Here is an 11,862-nt window from a genome sequence, read left to right as displayed (position 1 = left end):
CATTTTTGTTCCCCTTGGAGAATTCAAGAAAAAGAAAAGGTAATGGAGAGAGTGCGATGGTTTTATTTGGAGCATTAGTTAACGGTTTGTGTATATTCGTCGGTACATTGTTAGGTCTTTTTTTTACTAAAATTCCGGAGCGGTTCAAAGAAACGGTCATGAGCGGTGTGGGGCTTGTCGTTCTTTTAATCGGTCTCCAAATGGCGCTGGAAACGGAAAACATCGTCATTGTTCTGCTCAGTTTGCTTTCTGGTGCGGTCATCGGTGAAGCGATCCATCTGGAAGACAAGCTTGAATACATCGGTCGCTGGATTGAAAGGAAATTTACAAAGCCCAACCAAACTTCAAGCGTTGCTCAAGGTTTTATTACCGCTTCGCTCATTTTCGTCATCGGTGCTCTCGCCGTCATCGGTGCGCTTGACAGCGGACTGCGTAATGATCATGAAGTGCTGATTACAAAAGCCATTATTGATGGTTTCGTTTCTTTGGTATTGACCTCCACGCTTGGCATCGGCGTGATTTTTTCCATTATTCCTGTCGTTCTTTATGAAGGATCCATTGCCCTTTTAGCGACACAAATCAATAACTGGATCCCCCAACATATGCTTGACCTATTTATAATTGAAATGACGGCCACAGGCGGATTGATGATCGTAGCGATCGGCCTGAATTTGTTGAAATTGACCAAAATACGTGTCGCGAATTTACTCCCAGCCTTATTAACGGTCGGCATCATTTTAACGATATCCGAGTGGTTTTAAGCGTCACTGAATGCTCTTTTTAAAGTTTGTAGAAGAGGTTGTAAAGGTGTGGAAAGGCTTCGTTTCCATATGAACCTGCTTTCTTTTCGCTTCTGTCAATTGGATGGCTGCCGCTACTTTTGCTGCCATCTGCATCACGACATGCAGTCTTGTATTCTGTAAGACCACATGCTCCATAAACCCACTGACATTGACCATTCCGCTAATGTGTAGTTGACCTACAGGCGGAAGGTCTTTTTTTAATGCCGAGCCCGGGTTTAACGAACCTTTTCCAAGCACGACAGATCCGACTGATGACGATTTTCCAAGGCATGCATCAATCGCAAGAATATAAGGACTCGGATGGTTTCCCCTGATTTCAGCTAATCGCTCCTTCAGATTCAACGCATGCAAAGGGTCCTCAAGTGTTCCATATATATGGAACGTTTTTAATGCATGGTCATGGAGCATCGAACCGACCAAAGGCCCGAAGGAATCTCCTGTGGATCTGTCGGTGCCAATACAGGCGATTACGATATCTTTGGAAGGTGGAAGCCATTCTTGCAAGTAAGTGCTCAACAAATCGCTCATGGCTGGATCGTCGGTGTTTACGCGTTTTTCTTCTTTTGAAAACTTGTCCTTGAAATTCATAGCTTCTCCTCCAGACACATAGTAGTAACAGTATATAAGGTTGTCCGCGGTTCTATACGTGACAAATACATAGATGTGGAGGAACGGTCATGTTAAAAGCAGGGTTCAAGTGGATGTTCTTAATCATAGGGACAATGATTGGTGCCGGATATGCTTCTGGAAGAGAACTTTGGCAGTTTTTTGGACATGATAGCAGCTTGGCGATTCTCTTGTTCTCTCTCATGTTTATCTTTTCTTGTAAAGCCATACTGGATATCAGTTTCAAAAAACAGACCGGGCACTATTTACCTGTTCTACGGGCAGTTGTCGGTAAACACCTGACCGGCGTCTATGACTGGATGATTATCATTTATCTTTTTACAACGACCGTCATCATGCTGGCAGGAAGCGGCGCAACGTGGCAGGCATTCAATTTTTCCTATCGAATTGGTGTCCTGGCGATTGTCATTCCTCTGATTCTTTTGTTCATTTGGGATGTGAAAGGGATCGTCATCGTGAACAGCTTTGTTCTTCCGCTGCTCATATCGGGGCTTCTGTTCGTTTTGATTTTGTTTATCAGGGATCAGCAGCTGTCTCTTTTTGGACATGTTCATGAGATGAGCAACTGGATGTCCGCTTTTCCATTTACGGCGTTGAATATCCTTCCACTGATCGCTGTCCTCGGGGCCATCGGTAACCAGGTTCGAAACAAAGGGGAAATCTGGATTGCAAGTATTGGTAGCGGGGTTATTCTTGGGGCGGTTTCTTACCTTTATAACAACAGCCTGATCCAAATCTCGGAAGATATCATTTTATATGAAATCCCCCTTTTCGCGATTTTAAAACATTATCCGTATGAAATGATGATCTTCATGTCGGTCATGCTGTGGATCGCGATCTTTACAACAGCAGCCTCGGGGACGCTTGGACTTGTGACGAGATTCAGGGAATATGTGAGACAACCCCTCTGGATTCTTGCAATGGCTGTCATCGCTGTGATGCTTCCTTTTACATCATTCGGATTCTCAACACTCATTGAATACTTGTATCCGTTATACGGCATCCTGAACCTGTATGTTTTAGTTTCTCTTCTTTTATACCCGATTCTTTCCCGATTCAAAATTCGCTAGAAACCTGTTAAAATAGATGTCATATTCATAGACGGAAACAGGAGGGAAAGCGGTGACCGATGCTAAACAGGCGGTAGATGATGCAAAAACAAGATGGGACGAGATCGTCGACTATGTGACAGGTCCGGATCTATGGATTACCGTTGGATTTGGTGCGCTGAGGATTGTTCTCATTTTGTTGGTCTCCTTTTTGATCATTCGAATTGGAAGGAGAATCATCACCCAGTTTTTTGCTAACAAAAGGCGCGGACCTTTTCGGATTACCGAAAGAAGAGAAGCCACGCTGAATAAATTGGTTTTGAACACAATGTCTTATGTTGTGTACTTTATGGCCTTCATCATGATTCTTGAAACGTTCAATTTTGAAGTCGGCGCTTTACTTGCCGGGGCTGGTGTGGCAGGTCTTGCCATCGGTTTCGGGGCGCAGAACCTTGTCCGTGATATCATTTCTGGTTTCTTCATCATCTTTGAAGATCAGTTCTCTGTCGGGGATTATATTCAGACTTCTGGCGTTGAGGGTTTTGTTGAGGAAGTCGGTCTCCGAACGACGAAAGTGAAGGCATGGACAGGCGAGGTTCATATCCTTCCTAACGGGAATGTCACTCAGGTGACGAACTTTTCCATCCATAACAGTATTGCAGTTGTTGATGTAAGTATTGCTTATGAGGAAGACATCGAAGCCGCTGAAAAAGTGATTCAGGAATTATTGAAAGAAATGCCGGAACGCTATGAATCGATGCTGAATGTCCCTGAACTGCTTGGCGTGCAGACACTCGGAGCGTCGGATGTCGTCATGCGTATCATTTGTGAAGTGAATCCGATGGAGCACTGGGCAATGGCCCGGGTGATCCGCAAAGAAGTGAAGAACAGACTGGATGCGGAAGGAATCGAGATTCCATTCCCTCGTATGGTGATGTATTCACGTGACGAAGAGCCGAACGAACCCGTCGATTACGGAGAAAAAGGAGGATTTTCCTGATGGCTGATAAATCCTATGAGTTGAATGATATTGTTCAGATGAAAAAACCTCACCCCTGCGGAGAAAATCGTTGGAAGATCATCCGTATGGGTGCGGACATCCGAATTAAATGTGAGGGTTGCGGCCACAGCGTGCTCGTTCCTCGCAAAAAATTCGAAACAAAGATGAAAAAGGTTCTTGAAACAAGCGAATGATCCTCTCCCCTTCTGTATTCAGAGGGGGCTTTTTATGCGAATTCATGTGAAATTATGAACATAAAGTCTGGTGCATGTTTCTGATTTGTCGGTGCCAGGCACCTGATTTTCGTCTTTAGTGCCTGGCACCAAAATGATATGGCACCAAAATGATAGTAGGCATGGATATGTGGCACAACTAACGTGTAATTGTGAAATTTTAAACAGGAAACCTGGTACTCACGGAACACTTGTTGGTACCAGGTACAAAACGAGAGAATTGCGTACCCGGTACCCTTTCATTAGTTTTTCATACGTGGTACTCATTTGTACAAAAATATTTGCAAATCCAAATAAAAAGATCGTTCTTCCTATCTTTTTCAATAATTATTGAATTTGTTACTGTAGAAATAGGAGTTTTTTAGGAGAAACAACCGAAGCTTTCCCGTTTTTGCATAGGTTGTTATTTTCAAGTACAGAATCTATAATTAAGTGGACTAACATGCATGTATGTAAATCCTTAAGGAGTGAAAGTCTCATATGGCACTAACAGCAGGAATCGTAGGTTTACCGAACGTGGGGAAATCTACGTTATTTAACGCAATTACACAAGCAGGCGCTTTGTCTGCCAACTATCCGTTCGCCACAATTGATCCGAACGTCGGGATCGTGGAAGTCCCGGATAGTCGTCTAGAGAAGTTGACTGAGCTTGTGAACCCTAAGAAAACTGTACCGACAGCTTTTGAATTCACGGATATCGCAGGAATCGTCAAAGGTGCGAGTAAAGGGGAAGGACTAGGAAACCAGTTCTTGTCTCATATTCGTCAAGTGGATGCGATTTGTCACGTTGTACGAGCATTTGAAGATGAAAATATCACCCACGTATCCGGTCAGGTCGATCCGATTACGGATATTGAAACCATCAACCTTGAACTGATTTTGGCGGACCTTGAAACCGTGTCGAAGCGCATGGATCGTGTCGCAAAAATGGCACGTCAAAAGGACAAGGAAGCAGTGGCTGAGTATGCAGTACTTGAAAAACTGAAAGATGCATTGGAAGAAGAAACCCCTGCCCGTGCCGTCGAATTCAGCAGCGATCAAGAAAAGATTGTCAAAGGCCTTCATCTATTGACTTCAAAGCCTATCCTCTATGTGGCGAATGTAAGTGAAGATGAAATCGGTGAAGCAGATAACGATCGAGTGAAACAAATTCGCGAATTTGCAGCAAAAGAAAACGCGGAAGTTATCGTGGTTTGTGCAAAAATCGAATCTGAAATCGCTGAGCTTGATAACGAAGAAAAAGAAGAATTTCTTGAAGATCTCGGGATTGAAGAATCCGGTCTTGACCAACTAATCAAAGCAACTTATAACTTGCTTGGGCTGGCGACTTACTTTACGGCTGGCGAGCAGGAAGTCCGTGCGTGGACATTCAAAGAAGGCATGACCGCTCCACAGGCAGCCGGTATCATTCACACAGACTTCGAACGTGGTTTCATTCGTGCGGAGACGGTCTCATATGAAGATCTCGTTGATGCAGGATCCATGGCTGTAGCCCGCGATCGTGGTCGTGTCCGTTTAGAAGGTAAAGAATATTTAGTGAAAGATGGCGACGTTATCCATTTCCGTTTCAACGTATAAGCGAGGATCCTTCCGTTAAAAGGTTGTAAATCTTGGACAACTTTGATACAATACTAAATTGTGAGTAATTCAATGAAGATTACTCCTTGCTCCTTTGATAGAAAAGGAGCCGTCAAGTCCATAAGGAGGTGAAAACGGATGAGTAGAAAATACGAAATCATGTATATCATCCGCCCAGACATCGAGGAGGAAGCGAAAACATCTGTCAAAGATCGTTTCAGCAAAATCCTAACAGATAACGGTGCGGAGATTGAAGAAGTTAAAGAAGTTGGCAAGCGTCGTCTTGCTTACGAAATTAACGACTACCGTGATGGGATCTATGTAACAGTTGATTTCACAGGTACACGTGATGCAATCAACGAATTCGACCGTCAAGCGAAGTTCACGGATGATATTATCCGCCACATCGCTGTACGCGAAGATGACAAATAAGGAGTGGTTCTGATGTTAAATCGTGTCGTATTAGCCGGCAGATTGACGAAGGATCCTGATTTACGCTATACGCCAAACGGAGTAGCTGTCGCCAACTTTACAATCGCCGTAAACCGTCCTTTTTCCAACAACTCAGGAGATCGCGATGCCGATTTCATCAACTGTGTCGTTTGGAGAAGAGCGGCTGAGAACTTGGCTAACTTTATGAGTAAAGGTAGTCTTGTCGGTGTTGACGGACGCCTACAGTCCCGCAGCTTCGATAACCAAGAAGGTAAGCGTGTATTTGTAACAGAAGTTGTTGCAGATAGCGTGCAGTTCCTAGAGTCCAAAGGTGCTTCCCAAGGCGGGGGTAACCGTGGAGGTTCAGGATTCCAACCAAATCAGAATCAACAACCATCAGGAAACAACTTCGGTTCTAATAACAACAACCAACGAAATGATGACCCATTCGCAGATAATGGGGAACCAATCGATATATCAGATGATGATTTACCATTCTAAATAGGAAGGAGTGAATGCTACATGGCACGTCGTGGACGCGGAAAACGTAAAAAGGTGTGTTTCTTCACAGCTAACGGAATCACACACATCGACTTTAAAGATGTTGATTTGTTGAAACGTTTCGTCTCTGACCGTGGAAAAATTCTTCCTCGTCGAGTAACTGGAACTTCTGCAAAGTATCAGCGTAAATTGACAAAAGCGATCAAACGCGCTCGTACAATGGCCCTACTTCCTTACTCTACAGAGTAAGAGTAGCGTCATAAACCCCTTGATGACTCACCAGAGCCATCAAGGGGTTTTTTATCGTTATCTTTATTCATGTAAATGGCAGGATTCTTGAAGACTCAGTTTCGAGATGTTTTTTGAGTGGATGGGGCTGCGGGGAATGACTCGCTTTCCGCGGGGCCCCACACGAAGTGGGGTCGTTCGATGTTGGCACAGGACGTGCCGAACTTAATCGAACTTCCTCTATTCTTTTGAGCCTCCTCGAGCTTCGCTCTGTGGGGTCTCACCAAGCACTTTTTTCCCCTTAGCTATCCGGTTCCGGCGCCTAGCGGCTAGTGAGACTTCCCTCGCTTCTGTACGATAAGTCAACATCGAATCACTCCGTTCTTCGTGTTTCCTTTATCTCCGCCAGCTCAGTCCAGTCCATACGCCGCTGATCGAGGCGCCTGCACACTTAAAGTAGGAGTCTCGCCATTCCCCTCCGCCCCTTTGCCATGGAAGATTTTCGAAACCACTTCTGGAAAAATCCGCTTGTATGATTGAGGGAAGTGGATAATATAACCCTCTCCACACCTGGCATTCACAACGTAAAAGCTTGATACAGAGCGCTTTATGCATGCTTAGGAGAGAAGAGTGGGAGAAACCCCTTCTCGGTATAGGGGTTCGTTTCTTCCTTACATGGAATGGGGTTGTTGGGAAGCTGCGAGACTCCCGTGGGAGAAGGAGATAGGCGAGATCCCGCAAGGCGATAGCCTGAGGAAGCTCGGCGCTCCCCCTCAGGAAAGCGAGTAGCTTCCCAACAACCTCTGACTCCTAATACGGCAAATGAACTCCGGTTATCTCGAAACTGAGTCTTCCACAATAGGGAGCTATTACGCAATAAACACTTTTTCAGCTACATAAAAAACACGGCTGTTCCTCTGAATTCAGAGAGTCAGCCGTGTTTTGTTATTCTATTTCAGCCCCATTAAGGCTCTCAGCTCTTGTTTGTTCGTCAGCAAGTCTTCCAGTGTGTATTTATCTAAGACGGTTAGAAAGGCTCGTAAGGCTTCGTGAAGGACGCCTTTCAGCTTACATGCCGGGGTGATGACGCAGTAGTTGGTGGCGCAGTCAAAGCATTCGAGCAAGTGGAAGTCGTCTTCCATGGCGCGGACAACGCTTCCTATATTGATGTCTGCTGGTTCCTTCGCCAGACGGATGCCGCCAGAACGTCCCCGGAGAGTTTCGATCAGCTCTAGTTTATTCAACTCGTGGATGATTTTTCCTAAATGGTTTTCGGAGATGTGAAAAACCTCGGAAATCTCCTTTTTATTCGCAAGTTCGCCATCTCGTTTCGATGCAGTGAAAATCAGGACTCTCAAAGCGTAATCGGTGTATTTCTTGAGACGCATCTATTTTAACCCTCATTCTTGTTTTTTTATTATCTTATCATAAACTGCCCTGGCTGTCTTAATTAAGCAATGTTTTGTTTTCTGTCACAAAAGATGTATTTTAAATATTGCTTTTGCGAGGAAGGACTCCTTATAATAAAGATGTATATAAAATACATCAATTAATAAAAGGGGTTTTTAAGTATGTCTACGAAGGCGACTGAAATTCTCGATCAACAGACGATAAAGACGATTAAATCAACCGTTCCTGTATTAGCAGAACATGGAGAAGCGATTACGCGTCACTTTTACAAACGGATGTTTGAAGATCATCCAGAGTTGAAAAATATTTTTAACCAGACCCACCAGCGGGTCGGGGATCAGCCAAAGGCGCTTGCCAATACGGTTTATGCGGCTGCCCAATACATTGATCAACTCGAGGTCATTGTTCCGCGTGTTAAACAAATTGCAGAAAAGCACCGTAGTTTAAATGTGAAACCTGAACATTACCCGATCGTAGGAGAATACTTGTTAAAAGCCATTAAAGAGGTCCTTGGGGATGCAGCCACCGATGACATTATTGAGGCATGGGGGAAAGCTTACGGAGTCATTGCTGATGCTTTTATTGGAGTGGAAAAAGAGTTGTACCAGGAAGCAGAACAGCAAAAAGGCGGCTGGATCGGGTACCGCTTATTTGATGTGGTGGATAAGGTTAAAGAGAGTGAGGAAATCACTTCTTTCTATTTGGAACCAAAAGACGGAAAAGCATTACCTACTTACAAACCCGGCCAATATTTAACCATCAAGGCAGAAATCCCAGGAGAAACCTATACGCACCTTAGACAGTACAGTCTTTCTGATGCCCCGGGAAAATCATACTACAGAATTAGTGTTAAAAAAGAACGAGGACTCTTGAATCACCCTGACGGTATGGTTTCTTCCTGGTTGCATGATCAGGTTGAAGCTGGGGATTCCATTCCTGTCAGTGCCCCAGCGGGAGACTTTTATCTAGATACCCATACCGAACGTCCACTTGTTTTGATTAGTGGTGGTGTAGGGCTCACACCTTTGATGAGCATGTGGAAGTACGCACAGAAAGCTCAGCCGAATCGTCAGGTTCATTTCATCCATGCTGCAAGAAACGGACGTGTGCACGCTTTTAAAGAGGAAATTGAAGAGTCAAAACCAGGTACGGCCCACCTCATATATGAAAAGCCTGAGGAGAATGACTTGTTGAAAGGACTGCACAAATCAGAAGGTTATATTACACTTGATTGGTTGAAGACAATTGCTCCTGAAGAAGCAGAATTTTATTTTTGCGGACCGGAAGGGTTCATGAAGGCTGTTTATGGCATGCTGAATCGTTGGGGAATTCCTGAAGATCGTATTCATTATGAATTTTTTGGACCTCAAGGAGAGTTATAAAAAAGAGACGGAATCACAATTTGATTCCGTCTCTTTTTGTTTGGATACATGATTCTGAAGGGCTACACTCACATTGTTCCTACTTTCGTGACATAAGCAAGCCGCCACTGAAAGGAAAATTCACCTTCATCCAGATGAGTTAATCATGCATTCTCTTGTCTCTAGTCGTCTGAGTTTTTTATGAACAGGAAGGGGCAACGGGCTGCAGGCGCTGATCAAATTTATTGATTTGCGCCATGAAACCTTGAATGACTGGTCCGCTGAACAGGGTGATCAGTACAGTGCCAATGCCAATCGCCCCGCTGAAGAGAAAGGCGAGAATAACTAGGAGAATACTGATGAGCGCCCTTGAGATGGACACGTTCCAGCCCGTGAGTTTACTGACAACGAGCATCATCCGGTCGAATGGGTTCGGGGCGAAGTCTGCTTGAAGGTTAAGCGCAATACCGAAACCTGCAATGACCATTCCAGCAACCAAGCAGATCATCTGCGTCCAAAACACATCTGGATGGATCGTATCGCGGATGGTAAAGACCCAAAAATCGATGCCGATTCCAGTTAAAAGAGATGTCGCCAAAGCAAGGAGCTCTGGTCGTCTTTTTTCAGCAATAGCATTGAATACGATCATACTGAAACCGACGACGATCTCCCAACTTCCGATCGTCAGACCGAACGTCCGGTGCAGACCGACGAGAAGGGCATCAAATGGAGACGTACCTTGTGCAGACTGGATGGTCAAGGCGATGCCAAGTGTCATGATGATAATGCCTACCGTATAATACATCGTCCTCATATAGATGCGCTTCATGTCCATCCGCCCCTTTCGTTTTTTCATACCTTAAGAGACTATATCGCGAATAGACGGGAAATTTCAAGACTATGAATGTAAAAAAACGACAGGGAAAAGTCCCTGTCGTTTTTAGATTCGTTTACTCTTCTACATAAGCCCATTTAAATTCAAATTCCGGGCCTGTTGCTGTGGTGAAGACACCTTTGATCGAAGGACGGAAAAGTTGAGCTTTTGCATCCTGATAGATTGGTGCTACCGCTTGATCTTCTTCTAGAAGCAGTCTTTCAGCTTCCAAGAATGTTTCATAACGTTTTTCAGGCTCTTGGGCATACTCGCCGTTCGCCTTTTCAATCAACGCGTCATACTCTTCGCTGGAGTAGCCCATGTTGTTGTTCTGACCATCTGTAAGGTACATGTTCAAGTAAGTGTTCGGGTCAACATAGTCTGGACCCCATGTAGCAGCTTCCATTTCGAATTCGCCTTCGTTGTCACGGCGGACACGTTCTTTAAATGGTACTTCCATCAAGTTGATGGTTACGCCTTCAAGGTTTTCTTCCAGTTGGTTCTTATAGTAGGCAAGAACGTCTTTGGAAGTCCCTGTATCATCACCAAGGAGTTCAATTTCAACAGAATCGGTACCTAGTGCTTCCAGGCCTTTCTGCCAATGTTCTTTTGCTTTTTCTACATTATGTTCAACCAATGGACCTTGTGCTTCACGGAAGTCTTGGTCACTGTCCGGCATAGAAACAAAGTTGGATGGAACATAGCCTTCTGCTGGTACAGATCCATCGTTCAAAATGACGTCAACGAGTGACTGACGGTCAATCGCATAGGAAATCGCTTTACGAATGTCTGCATTCGCAAGAGCTTCGTTATTCTCCTGGTTGAACTTGAAGAAGTATAAGTATGGTTTTTCTGCAACATTGAAAGCGTCGCTCGTGCGGTACTGGTCCACGAATTCAGCGTTCAATTCCGTCTGGTCGATTTCACCAGTATCATAAAGGTTGACACCAGTAGAAACTTCTTTAATTACTTTTGCATTAATCGTTTCTAATTGAACGGTGTCTGCATCCCAGTACGTATCACTTTTCTCAACGGTCCAGCCTTCGCCGTGATTCCACTCCGTCATTTGGAATGGCCCGTTAGAAATTGTATATTCAGCTTCTGTAGCAAATTTGTCGCCCTGTTCTTCTACATACTTCTGGTTCAACGGCATGAATGTAATGAATACCGTCATAGATTTGAAGTATGGAACAGGCTTTTCAAGTTCGACGACAAGGGTCTTGTCATCTTCAGCTGTAGCGCCCAGCTCTTCAAGTTCTGCTTCACCATCACTGATGGCTTGGGCATTTTTAATGATGCCTCCAAGGAAGTAAGGGCCGTACTCAGAGCCAACCTCTGGGTCGACAGCTCTTCTCCATGCATATACGAAGTCGTGTGCTGTGACAGGGTCACCGTTGGACCATTCCGCATCACGCAATTTAAATGTCCATGTCAGGCCGTCTTCACTCACTTCGGAGCTTTCTGCCATTCCATCTACAAGCTGGCTGTTCTCATCCAGGCGGTATAGCCCTTCATAAGTTTCCCCAGCCCACTGGAAACCGACCGAATCGGTGATTAGAGATGGATCCATGCTAGGGATCTCACTTTTCGCTGTTACGGTAATTTCTTGATTTCCGGAAGCTTCTCCCTCGTCTGACTGTTCAGTTGTTTCTTCAGATGTTTCATCCGTGTTTTCTTCACCTGTGTCTGTTGATGTTTCGCTGTCTCCCCCGCTACAAGCTGCAAGAAACAGTGCGAACATCAGTGCCATTAACACCAATAGATGC

The 11,862-nt window shown here is 44.7% G+C and carries 13 protein-coding genes; 9 read left to right on the top strand and 4 right to left on the bottom strand.

The genetic code is table 11. From position 1 onward, the window contains the following. Nucleotides 1–56: 56 nt before the first annotated feature. The gene (locus ACJA3J_RS21425; protein ID WP_089650714.1) at nucleotides 57–761 is read left to right on the top strand and encodes a DUF554 domain-containing protein; all 705 of its coding nucleotides are present in this window, start codon (nucleotides 57–59) and stop codon (nucleotides 759–761) included. Between the two features lie 3 nt (nucleotides 762–764). Here ACJA3J_RS21425 and yyaC read toward each other — a convergent pair whose 3' ends face one another. After that, on the bottom strand, nucleotides 765–1,391 hold the full coding sequence (gene yyaC / locus ACJA3J_RS21420; RefSeq protein WP_406945221.1) for a spore protease YyaC: 627 nt from the start codon (nucleotides 1,389–1,391) through the stop codon (nucleotides 765–767). An 89-nt stretch (nucleotides 1,392–1,480) separates the two neighbouring features. Here yyaC and ACJA3J_RS21415 point away from each other — a divergent pair, with 89 nt between their 5' ends. The 7 genes from ACJA3J_RS21415 to rpsR all read left to right on the top strand — a co-directional run bounded on the left by ACJA3J_RS21415 (nucleotide 1,481) and on the right by rpsR (nucleotide 6,472). Continuing rightward, nucleotides 1,481–2,500, top strand: a complete 1,020-nt coding sequence (locus ACJA3J_RS21415) for a hypothetical protein (protein WP_406945220.1) — start codon at nucleotides 1,481–1,483, stop codon at nucleotides 2,498–2,500. Between the two features lie 52 nt (nucleotides 2,501–2,552). Further along, a complete protein-coding gene (locus ACJA3J_RS21410; protein ID WP_406945219.1) occupies nucleotides 2,553–3,479 on the top strand; it encodes a mechanosensitive ion channel family protein in 927 nt (308 codons plus the stop codon). Next, nucleotides 3,479–3,673: a DUF951 domain-containing protein gene (locus ACJA3J_RS21405; protein ID WP_089650710.1), complete on the top strand. Its 195-nt coding sequence runs from the start codon at nucleotides 3,479–3,481 to the stop codon at nucleotides 3,671–3,673. The genes ACJA3J_RS21410 and ACJA3J_RS21405 overlap by 1 nt, the downstream gene beginning before the upstream one ends. A gap of 519 nt (nucleotides 3,674–4,192) precedes the next feature. Continuing rightward, a complete protein-coding gene (gene ychF, locus ACJA3J_RS21400; RefSeq protein WP_406945218.1) occupies nucleotides 4,193–5,290 on the top strand; it encodes a redox-regulated ATPase YchF in 1,098 nt (365 codons plus the stop codon). 138 nt (nucleotides 5,291–5,428) lie between these two features. Next, entirely contained in the window at nucleotides 5,429–5,722 is a 294-nt protein-coding gene (rpsF, locus tag ACJA3J_RS21395; protein WP_089650708.1) for a 30S ribosomal protein S6, read from the top strand. Between the two features lie 12 nt (nucleotides 5,723–5,734). Further along, nucleotides 5,735–6,223, top strand: a complete 489-nt coding sequence (ssb, locus tag ACJA3J_RS21390; protein ID WP_115822995.1) for a single-stranded DNA-binding protein — start codon at nucleotides 5,735–5,737, stop codon at nucleotides 6,221–6,223. A 21-nt stretch (nucleotides 6,224–6,244) separates the two neighbouring features. Then, nucleotides 6,245–6,472 carry a 30S ribosomal protein S18 gene (gene rpsR, locus ACJA3J_RS21385; protein ID WP_089650706.1) on the top strand — a complete coding sequence of 76 codons (228 nt, stop codon included), beginning with the start codon at nucleotides 6,245–6,247 and terminating at the stop codon, nucleotides 6,470–6,472. A 929-nt stretch (nucleotides 6,473–7,401) separates the two neighbouring features. On the opposite strand, the gene ACJA3J_RS21380 is transcribed toward rpsR, so the two are convergent. Continuing rightward, nucleotides 7,402–7,839: an Rrf2 family transcriptional regulator gene (locus tag ACJA3J_RS21380; protein WP_089650705.1), complete on the bottom strand. Its 438-nt coding sequence runs from the start codon at nucleotides 7,837–7,839 to the stop codon at nucleotides 7,402–7,404. 183 nt (nucleotides 7,840–8,022) lie between these two features. Here ACJA3J_RS21380 and hmpA point away from each other — a divergent pair, with 183 nt between their 5' ends. Then, entirely contained in the window at nucleotides 8,023–9,243 is a 1,221-nt protein-coding gene (gene hmpA, locus ACJA3J_RS21375) for an NO-inducible flavohemoprotein (RefSeq protein ID WP_406945217.1), read from the top strand. Nucleotides 9,244–9,421: 178 nt separating this feature from the next. Here hmpA and ACJA3J_RS21370 read toward each other — a convergent pair whose 3' ends face one another. Next, on the bottom strand, nucleotides 9,422–10,051 hold the full coding sequence (locus ACJA3J_RS21370) for a YczE/YyaS/YitT family protein (protein WP_406945216.1): 630 nt from the start codon (nucleotides 10,049–10,051) through the stop codon (nucleotides 9,422–9,424). Between the two features lie 121 nt (nucleotides 10,052–10,172). Beyond that, a complete protein-coding gene (locus tag ACJA3J_RS21365; protein WP_406946344.1) occupies nucleotides 10,173–11,846 on the bottom strand; it encodes a peptide ABC transporter substrate-binding protein in 1,674 nt (557 codons plus the stop codon). Nucleotides 11,847–11,862: the final 16 nt, after the last annotated feature.

This window comes from Halobacillus sp. SY10, assembly GCF_045401165.1.
Taxonomy (GTDB): Bacteria; Bacillota; Bacilli; order Bacillales; family Halobacillaceae; genus Halobacillus; species Halobacillus aidingensis.
Note: the sequence above shows the minus strand (reverse complement) of the source record. Positions and strands in the feature narration are given on the sequence as shown.

What these genes read in the sequence shown, in the direction of transcription:
- hmpA (WP_406945217.1), top strand. Translation starts at nt 8,023, where the DNA reads ATGTCTACGAAGGCGACTGAAATTCTCGATCAACAGACGATAAAGACG.
- ssb (WP_115822995.1), top strand. Translation starts at nt 5,735, where the DNA reads ATGTTAAATCGTGTCGTATTAGCCGGCAGATTGACGAAGGATCCTGAT.
- ACJA3J_RS21370 (WP_406945216.1), bottom strand. Translation starts at nt 10,051, where the DNA reads ATGAAGCGCATCTATATGAGGACGATGTATTATACGGTAGGCATTATC.
- ACJA3J_RS21365 (WP_406946344.1), bottom strand. Translation starts at nt 11,846, where the DNA reads ATGGCACTGATGTTCGCACTGTTTCTTGCAGCTTGTAGCGGGGGAGAC.
- ACJA3J_RS21415 (WP_406945220.1), top strand. Translation starts at nt 1,481, where the DNA reads ATGTTAAAAGCAGGGTTCAAGTGGATGTTCTTAATCATAGGGACAATG.
- yyaC (WP_406945221.1), bottom strand. Translation starts at nt 1,391, where the DNA reads ATGAATTTCAAGGACAAGTTTTCAAAAGAAGAAAAACGCGTAAACACC.
- ACJA3J_RS21380 (WP_089650705.1), bottom strand. Translation starts at nt 7,839, where the DNA reads ATGCGTCTCAAGAAATACACCGATTACGCTTTGAGAGTCCTGATTTTC.
- ychF (WP_406945218.1), top strand. Translation starts at nt 4,193, where the DNA reads ATGGCACTAACAGCAGGAATCGTAGGTTTACCGAACGTGGGGAAATCT.
- rpsR (WP_089650706.1), top strand. Translation starts at nt 6,245, where the DNA reads ATGGCACGTCGTGGACGCGGAAAACGTAAAAAGGTGTGTTTCTTCACA.
- rpsF (WP_089650708.1), top strand. Translation starts at nt 5,429, where the DNA reads ATGAGTAGAAAATACGAAATCATGTATATCATCCGCCCAGACATCGAG.
- ACJA3J_RS21405 (WP_089650710.1), top strand. Translation starts at nt 3,479, where the DNA reads ATGGCTGATAAATCCTATGAGTTGAATGATATTGTTCAGATGAAAAAA.
- ACJA3J_RS21425 (WP_089650714.1), top strand. Translation starts at nt 57, where the DNA reads ATGGTTTTATTTGGAGCATTAGTTAACGGTTTGTGTATATTCGTCGGT.